Origin of the sequence: Hymenobacter sp. UYP22, from assembly GCF_040547285.1 — a bacterium.
In the GTDB taxonomy this organism is placed as follows: domain Bacteria; phylum Bacteroidota; class Bacteroidia; order Cytophagales; family Hymenobacteraceae; genus Hymenobacter.
This window is the reverse complement of the sequence record NZ_JBEPPK010000002.1, coordinates 429,995-448,381: the sequence shown is the minus strand read 5'-3', so window position 1 is coordinate 448,381 and position 18,387 is coordinate 429,995. Positions and strand designations below refer to the sequence as shown.

The 18,387-nt window shown below is 58.4% G+C and carries 17 protein-coding genes and 1 tRNA gene; 10 read left to right on the top strand and 8 right to left on the bottom strand.

The window, feature by feature from the left end; translation table 11 throughout:
- Positions 1–3 precede the first annotated feature (3 nt).
- Positions 4–996, bottom strand: coding sequence for an NAD-dependent epimerase/dehydratase family protein (locus ABIB60_RS05305; protein ID WP_354578227.1), 993 nt, complete (start codon positions 994–996; stop codon positions 4–6).
- Between the two features lie 146 nt (positions 997–1,142).
- Between ABIB60_RS05305 and ABIB60_RS05300 the strand changes: the two genes are divergently transcribed.
- Entirely contained in the window at positions 1,143–2,219 is a 1,077-nt protein-coding gene (locus ABIB60_RS05300; RefSeq protein WP_354578225.1) for a patatin-like phospholipase family protein, read from the top strand.
- Positions 2,220–2,385: 166 nt separating this feature from the next.
- Positions 2,386–3,633: a glycine C-acetyltransferase gene (kbl, locus tag ABIB60_RS05295; RefSeq protein ID WP_354578223.1), complete on the top strand. Its 1,248-nt coding sequence runs from the start codon at positions 2,386–2,388 to the stop codon at positions 3,631–3,633.
- Between the two features lie 458 nt (positions 3,634–4,091).
- On the opposite strand, the gene cdaA is transcribed toward kbl, so the two are convergent.
- Positions 4,092–4,928 carry a diadenylate cyclase CdaA gene (gene cdaA, locus ABIB60_RS05290; protein ID WP_354578222.1) on the bottom strand — a complete coding sequence of 279 codons (837 nt, stop codon included), beginning with the start codon at positions 4,926–4,928 and terminating at the stop codon, positions 4,092–4,094.
- Positions 4,925–5,806 carry a dihydropteroate synthase gene (folP, locus tag ABIB60_RS05285; RefSeq protein ID WP_354578221.1) on the bottom strand — a complete coding sequence of 294 codons (882 nt, stop codon included), beginning with the start codon at positions 5,804–5,806 and terminating at the stop codon, positions 4,925–4,927. Before folP ends, cdaA begins: the two co-directional genes overlap by 4 nt.
- 151 nt (positions 5,807–5,957) lie before the next feature.
- Here folP and ABIB60_RS05280 point away from each other — a divergent pair, with 151 nt between their 5' ends.
- From ABIB60_RS05280 to ABIB60_RS05255, 6 genes are all read left to right on the top strand, one after another.
- The gene (locus ABIB60_RS05280) at positions 5,958–6,521 is read left to right on the top strand and encodes a DUF1599 domain-containing protein (protein ID WP_354578219.1); all 564 of its coding nucleotides are present in this window, start codon (positions 5,958–5,960) and stop codon (positions 6,519–6,521) included.
- 136 nt (positions 6,522–6,657) lie between these two features.
- Complete coding sequence (locus ABIB60_RS05275; protein ID WP_354578218.1) at positions 6,658–7,764, top strand: BT_3928 family protein; 1,107 nt, start codon at positions 6,658–6,660, stop codon at positions 7,762–7,764.
- A gap of 110 nt (positions 7,765–7,874) precedes the next feature.
- A complete protein-coding gene (locus tag ABIB60_RS05270) occupies positions 7,875–8,933 on the top strand; it encodes an ABC transporter permease (protein WP_354578217.1) in 1,059 nt (352 codons plus the stop codon).
- 134 nt (positions 8,934–9,067) lie between these two features.
- Positions 9,068–9,589 carry a shikimate kinase gene (locus tag ABIB60_RS05265; RefSeq protein ID WP_354578216.1) on the top strand — a complete coding sequence of 174 codons (522 nt, stop codon included), beginning with the start codon at positions 9,068–9,070 and terminating at the stop codon, positions 9,587–9,589.
- Positions 9,590–9,660: 71 nt separating this feature from the next.
- A complete protein-coding gene (locus ABIB60_RS05260; protein ID WP_315997263.1) occupies positions 9,661–10,332 on the top strand; it encodes a sterol desaturase family protein in 672 nt (223 codons plus the stop codon).
- A 182-nt stretch (positions 10,333–10,514) separates the two neighbouring features.
- Positions 10,515–12,779: a T9SS type A sorting domain-containing protein gene (locus ABIB60_RS05255; protein WP_354578214.1), complete on the top strand. Its 2,265-nt coding sequence runs from the start codon at positions 10,515–10,517 to the stop codon at positions 12,777–12,779.
- 73 nt (positions 12,780–12,852) lie between these two features.
- On the opposite strand, the gene ABIB60_RS05250 is transcribed toward ABIB60_RS05255, so the two are convergent.
- The 4 genes from ABIB60_RS05250 to pheS all read right to left on the bottom strand — a co-directional run bounded on the left by ABIB60_RS05250 (position 12,853) and on the right by pheS (position 15,107).
- Positions 12,853–13,029, bottom strand: a complete 177-nt coding sequence (locus ABIB60_RS05250) for a hypothetical protein (RefSeq protein ID WP_354578213.1) — start codon at positions 13,027–13,029, stop codon at positions 12,853–12,855.
- Between the two features lie 290 nt (positions 13,030–13,319).
- Positions 13,320–13,393, bottom strand: a tRNA-Asn gene (locus tag ABIB60_RS05245).
- A gap of 95 nt (positions 13,394–13,488) precedes the next feature.
- The gene (locus ABIB60_RS05240) at positions 13,489–13,929 is read right to left on the bottom strand and encodes a Rieske (2Fe-2S) protein (RefSeq protein ID WP_354578211.1); all 441 of its coding nucleotides are present in this window, start codon (positions 13,927–13,929) and stop codon (positions 13,489–13,491) included.
- A 140-nt stretch (positions 13,930–14,069) separates the two neighbouring features.
- Positions 14,070–15,107: a phenylalanine--tRNA ligase subunit alpha gene (pheS, locus tag ABIB60_RS05235; protein ID WP_354578487.1), complete on the bottom strand. Its 1,038-nt coding sequence runs from the start codon at positions 15,105–15,107 to the stop codon at positions 14,070–14,072.
- Positions 15,108–15,398: 291 nt separating this feature from the next.
- On the opposite strand from pheS, the gene ABIB60_RS05230 reads away from it, so the two are divergent.
- Together ABIB60_RS05230 and ABIB60_RS05225 are read left to right on the top strand one after the other, a co-directional pair.
- Complete coding sequence (locus ABIB60_RS05230) at positions 15,399–15,941, top strand: hypothetical protein (protein WP_354578210.1); 543 nt, start codon at positions 15,399–15,401, stop codon at positions 15,939–15,941.
- A 355-nt stretch (positions 15,942–16,296) separates the two neighbouring features.
- On the top strand, positions 16,297–16,944 hold the full coding sequence (locus ABIB60_RS05225; RefSeq protein ID WP_354578209.1) for a hypothetical protein: 648 nt from the start codon (positions 16,297–16,299) through the stop codon (positions 16,942–16,944).
- Between the two features lie 97 nt (positions 16,945–17,041).
- Here ABIB60_RS05225 and ABIB60_RS05220 read toward each other — a convergent pair whose 3' ends face one another.
- On the bottom strand, positions 17,042–18,319 hold the full coding sequence (locus tag ABIB60_RS05220; RefSeq protein ID WP_354578208.1) for a M16 family metallopeptidase: 1,278 nt from the start codon (positions 18,317–18,319) through the stop codon (positions 17,042–17,044).
- Between the last annotated feature and the right edge of the window lie 68 nt (positions 18,320–18,387).

The window sequence follows — 18,387 nt, the reverse complement described above, 5'->3', positions numbered from 1 at the left end:
ATACTACTTCAGCACCACGGCTTCCTTCAAATGCAGCAGCATGTCGTCGGTCATTTTATCCAGCGTGAACTGGGGCTGCCAGTTCCAGTCCTGGCGGGCCTTGCTGTCGTCGATGCTGGCGGGCCAGGAGTCGGCAATCTGCTGGCGCTGGTCGGGCTGGTAGGTTACCTGGAAATCGGGGTAGTGGCGCTGGATGCTGGCGGTAATTTCCTCGGGGCTGAAGCTCATGGCGCCCAGGTTGTAGGAGCTGCGCACCTTAATGTTGTCGGCGGGGGCGTGCATCAGGTCCAGGGTGGCTTTTAGCGCGTCGGGCATGTACATCATGGGCAGGTAAGTGTCCTCCTTGAGGAAGCACTCGAAGTTCTCGCCGGCCACGGCTTTGTGGTAGATGTCCACGGCGTAGTCGGTGGTGCCGCCGCCGGGCAGGCTCTTGTAGCCGATGAGGCCGGGGTAGCGCAGGCTGCGCACATCCAGGCCGTGCTTGCGGAAGTACCACTCGCACCACTGCTCCCCGGCCAGCTTGCTGATGCCGTACACCGTGTTAGGGTTCATGATGGTGAGCTGGGGCGTGTTGTGGCGGGGGGTATCGGGCCCGAACACGGCTATGCTGCTGGGCCAGTATACCTGCTTCACGCCCAAGGCCACGGCTGCGTCCAGCACGTGAAACAGCCCGTCCATGTTCAGCTGCCAGCCAAACTTAGGGTTCTTCTCGGCCGTGGCCGAGAGCAGCGCCGCCAAGTGATACACCTGCTTGGGCTTGTACTGGCGCATCACTTCTTCCAGGCGGTTTTTATCCAGCACATCCAGCAGCTCGAAGGGGCCGGCCTGGGCGGTTTCGGCATCCTGGGGGGGGCGCACGTCGGCGGCTACCACGTTGGAGGCCCCGTACAGCTGGCGCAGCTCGTGGGTCAGCTCCAGGCCCAGCTGTCCGCCGGCGCCAATAACGAGGATGGTGTCGCCGGAGGTAGTAGCGGCGGAAGTGCTGGATGTAGCCATTCGGGAGGGTGGTGAAGAAAAAAGGGTGGTAGAGGAATGCAAAGATACGGGGCCAGAGGGCTTTCGGTAGTCCCCCAGAATGCAGGGCAAACGCACCGCACCTGGTATCTTTGGGCTCCACGGGTTATTCTCCTTTTTTGAAAGCTATGCGCTATTGGTTTCTGCTGATGTTGAGTGGGTTACTACTGCAAATTGGGCCGGTAACTGCTCAGCCGGTGGCGCGACCGGTGTACCGCAACCTGGTGATGGAGGGCGGCGGCATCCGGGGCGTAGCCTACGGCGGGGCCCTGGAGGAGCTGGAAAAGCAGGGTGTGCTGGCTGGTTTGCAGCGGGTGGGCGGCACCTCGGCCGGAGCCATTCAGGCGGCGCTGCTGGCCGTGGGCTACTCGCCCCAGGAAATTACCGCCGTAGTGAACAACACGCCTATTCAGCGTTTCAACGATGGGCGGTTCCTGTTTATCGGGGGCAGCCACCGCCTCACCAAGCAGTTTGGCTGGTACCGCGGCGACGCCCTCACCCAGCACATGCTGCAGCTGGTAGCCCGCAAAACCAACCGCCCTAACCTCACGCTGCTGGAGCTGCACCAGCTGGCCCAGCAGCAGCCCGGCCGCTTCCGCGACCTATACACCACCGGCACCAACCTTACCCAGCAGCGCGTGCAGGTGTTCAGCTACGAAACCAACCCCAGCATGCGCGTGGCCGATGCCGTGCGCATCAGCATGAGTATCCCACTCTACTTCCGGGCCGTACTGCTCGATGCGCGGGGCAACGTCATCCAGGGCAAGCCCCAAAAAGGTCAGCCCGTGCAGGTGCTGGTAGATGGGGGGCTGCTGGCCAATTACCCCGTGGAGCTGTTCGACCACCCGCGCTACCTGCCAGCCCAACTCTCGGCCTCCACCACCCCCGATGCTAGCGGCCACGTCTACAACCCCGAAACCCTGGGCCTGCGCCTAGACCGGGCCGAGCAGATTGCCTGCGACACGCTGCCCACCGGCCGCCAGGAACTAGCCCCTTATGATATCAACGGCTTTTCCAGCTATATCGGGGCCCTGTACAACCTCACCGAGGAAACCCTCAACCCCACCCGCGCCCAGGACTGGCCCCGTACTATCAGCATCAACACCGAAGGCTTCGCCCCCAAAATCAAGCGCATGCCCGACGCCGACAAGCAGCGCCTGATGGCCAGCGGCCGGCGCGGCGTGCAGGCGTTTTTCGGGCGGTGACCCCACCCCCGGCCCCTCCCCTCCGGGAGAGGGGTGCCAGACGCGAGTCCAATAGGTCTTTGAACGCACCCCTCTCCCGGAGGGGAGGGGCCGGGGGTGGGGTGAAACGGTTTACCTTTGCCACGCAACCTCCCACTCACCAAGTTACTAACTCACAACCTCACCGATGTACACCACCCTTCAGCCCGACCTGCAGCAGCAGCTCCAGGAAATCAAAGAAGCCGGCCTCTACAAGAAAGAGCGGGTAATAACCTCCCCCCAGGGCGCCGAAATTGAAACGCAGGAAGCGGGGGAGGTGCTCAACTTCTGCGCCAACAACTACCTGGGCCTGTCCTCGCACCCCGAGGTGGTGAAGGCCGCCAAGGAGGCCATTGACACCCACGGCTACGGCATGTCGTCGGTGCGCTTCATCTGCGGTACCCAGGATATTCATAAGCAGCTGGAAGCCAAGCTGGCCGAGTTCCTGGGCACCGAGGATACCATTCTGTACGCGGCCGCCTTTGATGCTAACGGCGGGGTGTTCGAGCCCTTATTCAACGAGCAAGACGCTATTATTTCCGACGCGCTGAACCACGCCAGCATCATTGATGGCGTGCGCCTGTGCAAGGCCCAGCGCTACCGCTACAATCACAACGACATGGCCGACCTGGAAAAGCAGCTCCAGGACGCCCAGGCCAAAGGTACCCGCCACCGCATCATCGTCACGGATGGTTCGTTCAGCATGGACGGCACCATCGCCCAACTCGACAAAATCTGCGACCTAGCCGATAAGTACGAGGCCCTGGTGATGATTGACGAGTGCCACTCGATGGGCTTCCTGGGCAAAACTGGCCGGGGCACCCACGAGTACCGCAACGTGCTGGGCCGCGTGGATATCATCACCGGCACGCTGGGCAAGGCGCTGGGCGGGGCCATGGGCGGCTTCACTTCGGGCCGTAAGGAAATCATCGACATGCTGCGCCAGCGCAGCCGCCCTTACCTGTTCAGCAACACCCTCGCGCCCGCCATTGTGGGTGCTAGTCTGCGGGTACTGGAGTTGCTCACGGAAAGCACTCAGCTCCGTGACCAGCTCGAAGAAAATACCAAATACTTCCGCGAGAAGATGACGGCCGCCGGCTTCGACATCAAGCCCGGGGAGCACCCCATCGTGCCCGTGATGCTCTACGATGCCAAGCTGGCCCAGGAATTCGCCGCCAAAATGCTCGATAAGGGTATCTACGTGGTGGGCTTCTACTTCCCCGTAGTGCCCAAAGGCCAGGCCCGCATCCGCGTGCAGCTAAGCGCCGCCCACACCCGCGCCCACATCGACAAGGCTATTCAGGCGTTTATTGAAGTAGGCCAGGAGTTAGGCACCCTCAAGGACCGGAGCGCGGCCCAACCCGAAGGCGGCCAGGTAGTGACGAACACGCCGTAATTCAGAGGTGTCATTCCAAAAGCAGAGGCCCCACAATCAAGATTGTGGGGCCTCTGCTTTTTATTGATTCAGGTCTCGCATAGCCTGTACAAAGCGTAGAAACCTTAGTTTATGGTTACAGGTCGGACAAACTTTATCGAGTAATGCGGTCGGCTGATTCAGCTTGGCTATATACTCAAAGTTTTCGAACTGTAGCCTTTCGCTCTTCTTGAAACCAAAGTATTTGGGAATGTAACTACTAAAGTCCACAGTACAGAAGTCACACAGCGTGAGGCTTAGTCCCTGGTAAACTGAGTAGGTGATGTACGAGTGCCGGCTCGCCTGTAGGTGTTCCAACTCAAGTGGTACCATACTGCCACAGTCGTCACAAGGAGCGCATAGGCGCACTTCTAATGGGCTAAAACATAAAGGGCATTGTTCAGTCGTAGTCCGGGCCATGGGGTTGCTATAGGGCTTGTTTACGCCGCTACTTCCTTCGTAGCACCAGCCGCAGCCGGTTTGGGAGCCATATCGAACAGGAATTCGTTGAGGCGGGCGCGCAGGTCGGCGGGGGCCAGGTTGCGGAATACTTCCCCGCCCCGCACCAATGAAATCTGGCTGGTTTCCTCGCTCACTACCAGCACAATGGCGTCAGTTACCTCAGTGAGGCCGATGGCGGCGCGGTGGCGCAGGCCCAGGGCCGCCGGCACATCGGGGTTTTCGCTCACGGGCAGAATGCAGCGCGCCGCTTTGATGCGGCCGTTGCTGATAATCACGGCTCCGTCGTGCAGGGGGCTGGTTTTGTTGAAGATGCTCAGGAGCAGACGCTTGCTCACGGCGGCATCCAGTAGGTCGCCGGAGTCGGCGAAGAACTTCAGGTCGGAGGCCATGCTGAAGGCAATCAGAGCCCCGGTTTGCTTGCTGGCCAGGCTTTTGGCGGCCTCAATAAACGGGGTGATGTTCATGCGCTCCTGCTGGGGCTCCCGCCGCCAGGAAAACATGCGCAGGCGGTTGCCGAAGCTGGTAGCCTTGCCTACGTTCAGCAAAAACCGTCGAATTTCCTGCTGAAACAGAATGATGCCGGCCAGTACGCCCACACTCATAAACTGCCCCAAAATGCTGGTGAGCAGCTCCATGCCAGCCGCCTTCACCACCAGGTAAAACAGGTACAGGGACATGAAGCCCAGAAAGACCTTCAGGGCCACGCTGCCGGTCAGCAGTTTGTAGAGCTGATAAAACAATACCGTGACCAATAGCACGTCCACGACGTCTATCCAGCCAATGCGCAGGAAGCCGATGCCGAAGGAGCCTATCACGGGAAAAGGTCAGGAAAAGTATTGAGTACCAGTTGAATGGTTTGCGCCGCTTCCGCCACATCGTGTACGCGCAACAGGCGGGCCCCGTTCAGCACGGCCATGGTGTTTACGCTCACGGTGCCGGCCAGGGCGGCCTCAGGCGTGAGGCCCAGGGGCTTGTACACCATACTTTTGCGCGAAAGGCCGGCGAGTATCGGCAAGCCTAGAATGTGCAGCTCCCGCAGCCGCCGCAGCAGTTCGTGGCCCTGAACCGGCGTTTTGGCAAACCCGAAGCCGGGATCCAGCACTACGTCGGTCACACCATGCTGGCGCAGCTCCGTGAGCTTATCCCGGAAGTAGCGCACCAGCTCCAGCACTAGGTCGCCCTCGTAGTGGGTGAGCTGGGTCATAGTGGCGGGCGTGCCGCGCATGTGCATCAGGATGTAGGGCACTCCCAGGCGGCCGGCGGTGGGCAGCATCTCGGGGTCCAGCTGGCCCCCGCTCACGTCGTTGAGGATGTCGGCCCCGGCGGCTACGGCCGCGGCGGCCACCTCGGCCCGAAAGGTATCCACGGAAATGAAGGCCTGCGGGAAGGCTTGGCGCAGGGCGGCCACGGCGGGCAGCAGGCGGCGCTTTTCCTCTTCCACTGCAATATCTTCGGCGCCGGGGCGGGTGGAGTAGGCGCCCAAATCCAAGATGGCCGCGCCGGCCTCCAGCATACGGCCGGCCCGCTGCAGCAGCTCATCCTCGGAGGCTACGCGGCTGCCTTGGTAAAACGAATCGGGAGTCAGGTTCAGGATGCCCATCACCTGCGGGCGGCGCAAATCCAGCACCCGTCCGCCGGGGCAGCGTAGCGTCAGCCTCGGGGAAAAGCACGTATCTTGCGGGGCCTGGAACATGGCAGTAAATATTAGGAAAGGCCGTCATGCTGAGCGCAGCCGAAGCATCTCTACCGCTTCGGTGCAGTAGCATTGACTACCCTCGGTAGAGATGCTTCGGCTGCGCTCAGCATGATAAAAGGGCGAAGAGCAACAAAATAGCCGCAAAAACTTGGAGAATCAAACCCAGCTTGAGTATAACCGGGTAATTGCCCAGTGCCGGACGCTGTTTCTGGCCAAAACCCACGACTACGGCACGGCCTGGCGCATCCTGCGGCTGCCCTCCGTTACCGACCAGATTTACATCAAGGCCCAGCGCATCCGCAGCATCCAGGAGAAAGGTACCCAGCTGGTGGCCGATGGCGTGGAGGAGGAGTTTGTAGCCATCATCAACTACTGTGTTATTGCCCTGATGCAGCTGCGCCTGCCCGCCGATGCTCCGCTGGAGCTGGAGCCCGCCGCCGTGGCCGAGGCCTACGATGCGCAGGTGGAGGAAAACCGCCAGCTGCTCTTCGCCAAAAACCATGACTATGGCGAGGCCTGGCGGCAGATGCGCATTGAAAGCATCACCGACATTATCCTGATGAAGCTGCACCGCACTAAGCAGATTGAGGATTTGGGCGGCCTCACCCGGGTTTCGGAAGGCGTGGAAGCCAATTACCGCGACATGCTAAACTACGCCGTGTTCGTACTGATAAAAATGGGACTTGGGATGAGTAAGGTAGCCGCCGAATAGCGGAGTAAGTAGCTTCCGACCATACATTTGCGTAGTAGCCTCAGCGCATTCATTTCAACCTGTACTCTCCATGTAGGCCGGGCGTAACCGAGCATTTCCTCCGCTACGCCGCTACTCTCGTTACTCACCGCCGTTCATGAAACTACTCACCCGCATCTGCTGGCTGCTGCTGGGCATCGTGTTTATCTTCTCGGGCCTCGTGAAGCTCAACGACCCCATCGGCACGGCCCTGAAGCTGGAAGAATACTTTGAGGTATTTGCCAAGGACTTCGGCTCCTTCTTCAGCGTGTTCGTGCCGCATTCCCGCACGCTCAGTTTGGTGCTTAGCTCCCTGGAAGTGGTGCTGGGCGTGGCCTTGCTGCTGCGCTGGATGCTGCGCAAAACCCTGTGGGTACTGCTGGCCCTGCTGGTGTTCTTTGGGTTCCTCACCTTCTACTCAGCCGCCTTCAACAAGGTAACCGACTGTGGCTGCTTCGGCGACTTTATCAAGCTCACACCCTGGGCCTCATTTACCAAGGACATGGTACTGCTGGCTCTCTGGGTGGTAGTATTCCTGAACCAGCGCTATCTGCGCCGCGTGTTTGCCAAAGGTACTACCGGCGTCATGTACATCACCATTGCCTCAGCGGTAGCGGTGGGTATTGGGGTGCGGGCACTGGGCCATTTGCCTTACTTCGATTTTCTGCCCTACAAGATGGGCAATAACATTCCCAAGCTGATGAAGCCCCAGGAACAGGCCAAGTATCAGTACGTGATGGAGCGCAACGGCGAATCCAAAACCTTTGCCGAATACCCCACCGACTCCACCTGGAAATACAAGAGTATGGAAGTGCTGAACCCCGACGTGAGCAAGCCGGTCATTACCGACTTCTCCATCTTCGACGCCGACGGCACCGACCACACCCAGGATATTCTGAAAGGCAACAAGCTGCTGCTCATCGTGCAGAGCACCCAGTCGGCCGACCGGGACCGGTTCAAGGATATCAACAAGCTGATGACGGAAGCTGCCAAGTCGCGCAAGCAGATTCAGCCGCTCATCGTCACCAGCAGCAGCCCCCAGGAGTTTGATGCCTTCCGCCACGATGTGAACCTACCCGGCACCTACTACTTCGCCGATGCCACAGTGCTCAAATCCATGATTCGCTCCAACCCCGGCTTTATTCTGCTCCAGGATGGCACCGTGAAAGGCAAGTACCACTACCACGACATCCCGGAAACCAGTAAGCTGGAAGAACTGCTCTAGACTGGTTTCTCGTTACTGGTTTTTTGTTTTTTGACTTTTAAGCTGCCTGATAAAGCAGATTGTCGGCAGAAAGCTAGTGCGAAAAACAAAAAACCATTAACCAAAAACCAATGATTGGTTTTATCCTCAGTCGGTTGTGGCAGGGCGCGCTGGTGCTGCTGGGCGTGGCTCTCACGGTGTTTTTTCTGTTTCAGGTGCTGCCCGGCGACCCGGTAGCCCTGCTGGCCGGCCAACGCTCCGATGCCGCTACCCGCGCCGCCATTGCCCAGGACCTAGGCCTCGACCAGCCGCTGCCGGTACAGCTGCTGGGCTACCTCAATGATGTGTCGCCGGTAGGCGTGCACCCGCGCGACTCAGCCGGAGTGGCGAAATACGGCGGCCTGCAAGTGCTGCCGTTGGGCGCGGAGAAGGCCCTGGTGCTGAAAACGCCCTACCTGCGCCGCTCTTTCCAAAGCAACAAGGAGGTGCTGGATATATTGCTCGACCACTTTACCGGCACGCTCTGGCTGGCGTTGGCGGCTATGCTGCTGGCGGCAGTGGTGGGCATCGGGCTGGGAATGCTGGCGGCCCTGCGGCCCCACTCCTGGCTCGATAGGGTGCTGGTGTCTACCTCGGTGCTGGGTATTTCGGTGCCGTCTTTCGTGGCCGCCATTCTCATTGCCATGACATTCGGGTTTTACTGGAGCCGCTGGACGGGCCTCAACCTCACCGGCCAACTCTTCGAAACCGACCCGTTCACTGGTCGCCATCTGGTGCTGAAAAACCTGTTGCTGCCGGCCTTTGCGCTGGGCGTACGGCCCCTGGCGGTTATCGTGCAGCTCACCCGCTCCTCCATGCTCGATGTAATGAGCCAGGACTATATCCGCACCGCTCGGGCCAAGGGTCTGTCAGGTTACCGTACTGTGCTGGGGCACGCCCTCAAAAACGCGCTGAACCCGGTTATCACGGCCGTGTCGGGGTGGCTGGCTTCCTTGATGGCCGGGGCATTTTTTATTGAGTACATCTTCAACTGGAAGGGCTTAGGCACCGTAACCCTGCGCGCCGTCGAGAATCTGGATTTTCCGGTAGTCATGGGTGCTACCATCTTCATTGCCGCCTTGTTTGTGGTGGTGAATATTGTAGTCGATGTGCTCTACGCCGTGCTAGACCCCCGCGTGAAGTTGGGGTAACTTATGAACGCGGGAAGTAATGTGAGAAATGGGAAAAATGTGAGGAATGTGGGAATTACATGCACCCTTTTTTCGCCACTTATCATTTGTCACATCCCCTCCTACATTCCTCATATTCTCCACACATTTTCTCTATGCGCCTCTACCTGATTGGCATGCCCGGTGCGGGCAAAACCACCCTGGGCCGGGCGCTGGCGGTGGCCAACGAGCTGCCCTTCCTGGACCTGGATGAGGAAATTGTGCGCCGAGAGCAGCGGAGCGTATCGGAAATATTTGCCCAGGACGGGGAGGAGTATTTCCGCCAGCGGGAGGCCGATGTGCTGCGGGACGTGGTAGCGGAGCACCCGCGCGTGGTGCTGGCTACCGGGGGCGGCACTCCCTGCTACCACCATAACCTGGACGTGCTGTTGGCTACCGGCCTCACGCTTTATCTCGCCGTGCCGGTGCTGGAACTCACGCGCCGGTTGCTGGCGGCGGCGGCCACCCGTCCGCTGCTAGCCGCCCTCCCCGATGCCGCGGCCCTACAAAACCGCCTCCACGAAACCTTGGCCGCTCGTCAGCGGTTCTACGACCGTGCACCGCTGCGCTGCACGGCCCCTACCTGCTCGGTAGAAGCCGTGCAGCAGATGCTGGCCCGGTACCAAGCCTCCGCGTAATAGAGGAGCTGTGGGGCCAGGTATTTGCGTGAGCGTGTGTATTTTTGCGTCTTCATCATTCCTGTACTGGTATGAATTCAACTTCCGAAATTCCGGAAACCCGTTCTGTTGTAACGCCGGCTAAGCCTGCCGAAGCCATCAGGCCCAAGCACAAAGGCTCGGCCCGACTGTTTGAAAACCCTGTGCTGGAGCGTCTCACGCACACGCACATTGCGGGGCCACTTAGTATTTTCTTCGCCGTGGCGGCCGTGAGCCTGTACTACAGCCTGAGCCGGGGCTTGCTGACGGGGCTGTCGGCGTTTGGCCTGTTTCTGGGTGGCTGGTTTCTGTTCACGCTGGTCGAGTACCTGATGCACCGGTTTCTCTACCACATGAATACGGACACGCCCGGTAAGGCCAAGTTTCAGTACACCATGCACGGTGTACACCACGAGTTTCCGAAGGATAAGACCCGTCTGGCCATGCCACCCATCCTGACGGTGTTCGTAGCCTCCTTGCTGTTCTTCATTTTCCGCTTTACCCTGGGTAACGCAGGCTTTGGGGTGCTGGCGGGTTTTGTGTTTGGGTACGCGCTGTATTTATTTGTGCATTACGCCATTCACGTATACGCCCCCCCGAAAAACTTCCTGAAATTCTGGTGGCACCACCACGCCATGCACCACTACCGCCAAGATGAGGTAGCATTTGGCGTGAGCACCACTATCTGGGACCATATTGTGGGTACAATGCCAAGTAAAAAATAGAATATTTCAGCGTTTTGCTGATTGTGAAAAGGGCTTCGGAAGAAGCCCTTTTTTATTTAGTGGTTTATATATACTTGATGTGAAGCTAACTAATAGCAGGTTAAAGAGGAATACAGTAGATTTGCGGTGCTGTTCTCGAATAGGACTTCAGCGGTATACCAATTCTGCTCCTTTTTCTTGCTATGAAACAACTCTACCCTTTTCTACTGGCGTTAGGTACGCTAGGCTTCGTGCAGCCTGCCGTCGGGCAAATCAATTTAGCCTCTGTGGCCCCGTACACCGAGAACTTCAACTCCCTGGCCGGTAAAACCACCTTTTCCAGTAACTCAACCATTCCCGGAGTGTACATCCAGTACGGTACGTACCAGAATGTGCCCTGCGTCGCCAACGACGGCTCTACTACCACTGCCAATTTCTATCATTTTGGAGCCTCCGGCGACGCTGACCGGGCCTTGGGGGGAGTGGCTTCCTTTGCTACTACCGGCACCGGCTACGTAGCCATGCGCTTCAAAAATACCACCGGTGCCGTCATCAAAAATCTGGGGGTATCCTTCGCCATGGAGCAGTGGTACAACTCCGGCCGGCAGGACGATGCTCAGGTTTCCTTTGATTACCGCACCAGCACCAGCGCCATCACCTCGGCCACCACGGGTACTTGGACGAATGTGCCCACCCTGAACGTGGACGCCCCCTCTACCGCTACCGTAATTGACAACAAGAACGGCAATTCCTCGGCCAACCGCCGGACCCGTACCTACACCATTCAGGATGTGAACCTGGCCGCCAATAGCGAAATAATGCTGCGGTGGCGCTACGAGTTGAACAACGATACCAACGGCAACGGCCTTTCGGTGGATGATGTGACGGTAACCCCCGAAACCAATGTGTTCTACTACAGAGGCACCGGCAACCTGAATACTCTGGCCAGCTGGGCACCCAATAAGGATGGAAAGGGCACTGCCCCTGACAACTTCACCACGGCCGGGCGCACCTATTACATCCTCTCTGAGGTAAAGAACGACCGGATTGCGGCCAACTGGACGGTAAGTGGCACAAACTCTAAAATTGTGGTGGGTGATGGCACGACGGCCGCCTACTTGCTCATTCTGAACGGCGGCGGTAATGGCATTTCCGGAACTATAGATGTACTGGATAATGCCACCCTGGATATCCAGCGCGGCGGCGGGCAGGTGCCCGCCCTGGGCCGCATAGCCAACAAGAGCACGGTGAAATATGTGCGCGACGGCGGCAAGACTGAGCTGAGCAGCCTGAACTACGGGAACCTGGTGGTGGATGGTACCAGCGAGAAGCTGCTCACCGGCAGCACCATCATCAACGGTGACCTCACGCTGAGCGGCGCCTCCTACCTCACACTGGGCGGCTACGACCTCACAATTATCCGGGGTGGTAAAATACTGGGTGGCGACAACAATACCTTTATCCGTACCGACGGCTTGGGCACCCTTAAGCAAACGGTGTTGGCCGATGGCGTTGCCGTGAAGTACCCAGTAGGCACCGGCACCACGTATACCCCCGCTTTCCTAACCCAGACGGCTGATCGGTCGGAAGACGTATTCAGCGTACAGGTGAAGAACGAAATGTTTCCTAGCTACACGGGCCGCAACGGCAATGGGGTAGCCACTCGTAACCGCAACGTAACCCGGACGTGGTTTGTGGAAGAAGAAGTAGCCGGCAACTCCGATGTAACCTTGCAGCTGCAGTGGCCCGCTTCTGCACATATGTCCAATTTTACGCCTGCCCAAGCCCGACTGGAGCACTACAGCACTACCACCAACCAGTGGGACCCTGGTATAGCTACCACGGGTGCAGTTACCAACGATAGGGGAACCACATATTCCATTAGTCGCGGCGGTATCAAAAGCTTCTCGCCCTTCGCCGTATCCTCGCGGGTTGGTGGGCCATTGCCCGTACAGTTGGTCGGCTTCTCGGCCCAGCGCGCCAGCTCAGCGGTAGTATGCAACTGGCAGACTGCCCAGGAACTCGCCAACGACCGTTTTGTGGTGGAGCGCAGTGCGGATGGTGAGAAGTTTGAATCCGTTGGCACTGTGGCCGGGCGGGGTACCACCGCTACCAGCCAACACTACCGGTTCACCGATACCCAGCCGCTGGCTACAGTGGCCTACTACCGGTTGCGGCAGGTAGATACTGATGGTACGCAAACTCTGTCGCAGGTCGTGGCCGTATCGGCGGCGGCCGGCTCCGTACAGGCCTGGATAACCCCCAACCCTGGTACCGGGCATTTTCAACTACAAGTGCCCGTGGCTGGCAGTGTCACGCAGGCTGAAGTGCTGAACGTAGTTGGGAAAACCGTGCAAATTGTGGGAGCGAACGGGCAGATTCACCTGGAGAACCAGCCCGCAGGTATATACCTGGTGCGCCTGCGCACCGCAGCCGGAACCAACGTGCTGCGCTTGCTGAAGCAGTAACCCATTACTTTTTAAAACAGCAAAGGCCGCTCACCTATTGGAAGCGGCCTTTGCTGTTTATATGGGCTAGAAATTAGGGGCGGCGGAAACGGTTGATGACAAACCATACCAGCAGAACCACCAGAAACACACCAATGATGCCCGTCCAGGCACCAGCTTTGAAAACAGTGGCAATGGCGTCGCAGCTACTAAGGGAGAAGGTGAGCAGCACCAGCAAAGCGCCAATAACGGGGAAGCGAAAGGTATTCATGGCAAGGCAGGAGAGAGGAACACGCAGCACCGGACAGCCCGGTACCACTAGTACGTACTGTGTTAGCCGGAAAAAAGTTAAAAGTTAGCTTTACCAGCCCGTCGTCACGAAATCAGTTAGCCTGCTGTCTCCCCCAATTCAATGGAGTGGGTGTATCACTTGAAGGCAACCGTAAGCGTGCGGCTCATTGTTTCATTAGGAGCATTACCTACCATAGCACTGCGCGCTGCAGAAACAAACGCAAAAAAGCCCGGTAACAGACTATTGTAAAGTCTACTACCGGGCTTGTGCGCTCCCTCCTGGGCTCGAACCAGGGACCCTCTGATTAACAGTCAGATGCTCTAACCGGCTGAGCTAAGGAAGCGGTTATGGCGGCGTTTTCTGCCGTTGCTGGTGCAATATTAGACCAAAGTTTTCGAAGGTCCAAACATGTGTTTTGAAATTTTTACGACAATTTCACTAATTGGTGATTGTCAAAGTGTTGCCGGAAAGTGCAGTTGAATATTGGCGTAAGGCCCGGGAGGCAGGGCCTCCTTGGGGCTGGCCCTGCAAGCTAAATTGAGAGTTGCAACATGCGTCATAGAGGCGCAGGAATGGCTCCACTTTCACCCGGGCGCAGGTATCCTGCGGCTGGTAGGGGCAATTCCGCTCGAAGGCCAGGTAGGTATTTGCGTTCTGCCGCACTACAATAATGCCTCGCACGCCACCTTTCACATATACTGCCCCGTTATCAAAGCGCAAGTTGCTGTTCTGTTGATCCGTCAGAAAAAGCACTTCATTCACGGCAGCTAGCGGAATCTGAGGCTGTACATCACCCGAGGATGAGCAGGCCGTGAACATACCAGCAGTAACAACCAAAGCTGCTAAGGCCAGGCCGATGCGGGAGAATGATACTAGCATACGAAACAGGAAACGGGTACGGGCAAGTAAACGAGCAGGCAACGGAAATAGTGCGGTGCCAAGGAGTCCAGAAAAACGCAAGCCGGTTGCAGGAGGTCAACTTCTGCAACCGGCTTGCGTGCCTTGGCTAGACAGTGTGCTTATTGCGCGCTTTCAAACTGGCGCAGAAAGCGGGTGTCATTTTCCGTGAACAGGCGCAGGTCTTTGATCTGATATTTGAGCATGGTGATACGCTCAATGCCCATACCCCAGGCATAACCCGAGTACCGCTCCGGGTCGATGCCGGACTGCTCAAGCACGGCGGGGTCTACCATACCGCAGCCGCCAATTTCAACCCAGCCGCTGCCTTTGCAGATGTTGCAGCCCTTGCCTTTGCAAATCAGGCAGGTAATATCAATTTCTGCGGAAGGCTCGGTGAAGGGAAAGAACGAGGGCCGGAACCGCACCTGCATATCACTACCGAACAACTCCTGCACGAAGTAGTACACTGTCTGCTTCAGGTCGGCGAAGCTCACGTTTTCATCCACGAACAAGGCCTCCACCTGATGGAACATCATGTGGGCCCGAGCCGAAATAGCTTCGTTGCGGTACACCCGGCCCGGCATGATACTGCGAATGGGCGGTTTCTGCGACTTCATCACGCGTACCTGCACGGGGCTGGTGTGGGTGCGCAATACCCACTCGGCTTCGCCCGGCTCCCGGTGCACGAAAAAGGTATCCTGCATGTCGCGGGCAGGATGGTTTTCGGGAAAGTTTAGGGCGGTGAAGTTGTGCCAGTCGTCCTCAATTTCGGGTCCCTCGGCCACATTAAAGCCGATCCGAGCCAGAATCCGCACAATTTCTTCCCGCACCAAACTCAACGGGTGACGGGTGCCCAGGGCCTGGGGTACAGTGGGCAGGGTGTAATCAAAGGTCGGGTCGGCGGGGGCGTTGGAGCTGGCTGCTTCCAGCTCTTGCTGGCGCTGCTCAAACCGGGCCTGGGCCAGCTGCTTCAGCTGGTTAAGCTCCTGGCCCACGGCCCGCCGGTCTTCCTGGGGTACGGTTTTAAGCTGATCAAACAGGTCGGCTAACTGACCTTTACGGCCGGTGTAGGCAATGCGAAACTGGTCGAGCTGCTCGGCAGTAGCAAGGTCGAAGGCATCAATTTCCGCCCGTACGCGGGCAATGGTATCCTGCATCATAGCACAAAGGTAAGTTGATTACGGGTTGTTGCTAAAAGCCCCACTGGTAGACTCGTGTTTTAGGCGTTTTACCCGCAACTAAACGTCATTTCAGGCTCAAAACAGCCCGGGCAATCATGAATTTTCCGTTCCAAGCCGGTGGCTGCAAAAGTTGGTACGGTTGCTGCAAAGTACCCAAACACAACCGGCACACAGTACTGGACGTGGGGCGCCACCCGTCAGTCGGCCGTTGGCAGTAGCCCGCGGCCAAGTGGGCACAAGTATCCACCTTTCTTGCTTTGTACTCCGATGAAACGGTTTCTCTTCGCTGCCGCTGTTGCGGCGGCCTTCCTCAGCGCGCCCCAGGCCCAGGCTCAAACAGTAAAAAAAGCGCCGGCTTCCAAAGCGGCTAACAGCAGCGCGGCGCCAGCTGCCGATGACGATTGGGGTTGGACGACGGGTGCACCGGCTCAGCAGGAAGTATCGGGGTGGGAAGTGCGGGGTGCTGAAACGCCCACCGTAGCAGCCTCCGACAGTGACCCGATGATGCAGTCATCGGGGGTGCTGGTGGCACCGGGTATGAGCTCTTCTCCCTACCGGGGTACCAGCACCGACTACCACGGCCGCCCCGTGGTGAAGGCTAAATCCAAGCGCCCCCGCTCAGTAGACGTAGCCCAAGAGGACCCCATGATGCGCTCTTCGGGGGTGATGTTAGCTCCCGGTATGAATACTGCTCCCCACCGGGGCGTGAGCACCGACTACAATGGCCGACCCCTGCGCAAAACCTCCGCTAACACCACCGTCACGTCCCAGCAGCCCACTGACAACTCAACAGTAGCGGCTGGCTGGTAACTCGCCTCCTGTCAGATAATTTGATCTAAGGTGAACCAACTGCCTGTTCCGCTTGGCTGCGAGCGGGCAGTTGGTGTGAGTAGCAGGGTACTAGCATCAGGCGAAACTGCTAAGTTTCTACTATGACCACAACCTGCTTTTCCTCGGTGGTCGTAAGTATACCGAAAGCGAATGGCCGAGCGTTAGCCCTGAAAATGTGCGTAAGCGCCGGAGAGTCTGTTGGTTGCTTTTTTGTAGCGGCTACCGGGAACTTACTACCGACGCTTACGTTTGGGCAAAATATGAAGCGGGGGTTTTGGGCCCGCGCAGGGTGCCGTACCTTTGCGGTAAGAAGCTGCTAAATATTCCGTTTACCATGACTCGACAATTCCTCCCGCTCCTGCTGCTAGGTGGCGTACTGATAGCAGCCCCAGCGGCTGCACAGAAAAAAAAGGCCGATGACGGCTGGGGTTCTTCCGATGGTTGGGGCGCTCCGGCGGCCAAACCTGCGGCCAAGAAAACCACTACTACTGCTACCAAAACGGCTACTAAAGCAGCTGTAGCGCCAGTTGCTGAGCCGGTTGCGGCCCCAACTCCGGCCGCTGCCCCAGCAGGTGGCGAATGGGGTGCCAGTGGCTCGGCCGCTGGCGGCGGAGCAGCTGCCTCTGCCCCCGAGCAGCCAATTGGCGCTAGCCTGGCTCCGGGTTTCTCGGCTGCTCCTTCGCGCCGCGTAACCACCGACTATCGGGGACGCCCCTTGGCCCCCTACATCCGTCGCTCAGTGCGCGCCTCTGACCCGGTTCCGCCTACGCCTGCTCCCGCCCCTATTGTAGCTCCCGAGCCTGAGCCCGCTCCGGTAGCCGCTACCCCTGCCCCGGCTTCCAAAGCAGCTAGTGCTAGCGCTGCCACCAAAGCAGGCGGTGCCGGCACCACGGCTACCAAAAAAACGGCTGCTCCGGTGAAGAAAGCTGCCCCCAAGAAAAAGGCTGATGACGGTTGGGGTAGCGGCGGCAGTGGCTGGTAAGCCACGGGCCTGCTCTGCTTGCTAGCTTCAGCACCTGAACATAAAATCCCCGACCGGCACTGCCGGTCGGGGATTTTATGTTCAGCTCGACTAGGAACTAAGCTTCTACTTCTTCCGCCGTTAAAACGGTTTCGGCTACGGGCTGGGCGCGGTAGTAGAGGGTGCTGCAGTTGGTGGGGCGCAACACCTCCTGGGCGGCCGCTTGCACTTGGGCGGGCGTTACGGCCTGTACCTTGGCGCTTTCTTCATTCACCAAGTTGGCGTCGCCGAGAAGCTTACTAAAGGCCAGATTCATGGCTCGGTTCAGCAGCTCTATCTCACTAAACACGATGCTGACCTCCGCTTGATTCTTTACCTTCTCCAGCTCTTCAGCCGGAACCTCAGTGGCACTTAATTCAGCCAACACGGCTTCTACGGCAGCGTCAGCTTCTTCCAGCGTAACGCCGGCATTCAGCTTGCCACTCACCACTAGCAAACCTGGCTCCAGGGAGCCCATTACCGAGGCCGACAAAGAGTTGAACAACGGCCGCTCCTTCACCAATTGCTGGTACAGGCGGCTCGATTTGCCCCGGCCCAGCACGTCAGACAGCAAATCGGCGGCGTGATAGGCGGCCTCACTCCGGCCAGGCATGTGGTACACCTTATACAGCGCCGACAGCGGAACCTCGGCGGTTATTTCCAGGAAACGGGCTTCTTCCTGACGGGGCTCCGGGGTAAGGTTCCGGTCGTAGCGGATGCCGCCCGGAATGGGCCCGAACCACTTTTCGGCCAAGCGCTGGGCTTCGGTCACTGTCACGTCGCCGGCTACTACCAGAATGGCGTTGGCGGGCGAGTAGTGCTTGGCGAAAAAGTCGCGCACCTGCTGCATGGTGGCGTCTTCGATGTGCGCTACTTCCTTGCCGATGGTGGCCCACTGATAGGGGTGGTGCTGGTAGGCCAGAGGGCGTAGCTTCAGCCAGACGTCGCCGTAGGGCTGGTTGAGGTAGTTCTGCTTGAACTCCTCCACTACCACCTTGCGCTGCACTTCCAAACCATTTTCGGAGAAAGCCAGGTTCAGCATCCTATCCGATTCCAGCCAGAAACCGGTTTCCAGGTTGGCAGCGGGTAGGGTGAGGTAGTAATTGGTAATGTCGGGGGAGGTGAAGGCGTTGTTTTCGCCACCTACCAGCTGCAACGGCTCGTCGTAGCTGGGAATATTCACTGAGCCCGAAAACATCAGGTGTTCAAAGAGGTGGGCGAAGCCGGTGTGCTCGGGGTTCTCATCGCGGGAACCTACGTTGTAGAGCACGTTGAGCACGGCCATGGGGGTGCTGTGGTCTTCGTGCACAATGCAGCGCAGGCCGTTGGCAAGGGTGAATTCTTCGAAATGAATCATGCAGGGGAAGTCGGGAAGGAAACGGCCGAATGGGCCGGCAAAGTACACAACCGGACGCCCGAAACAGA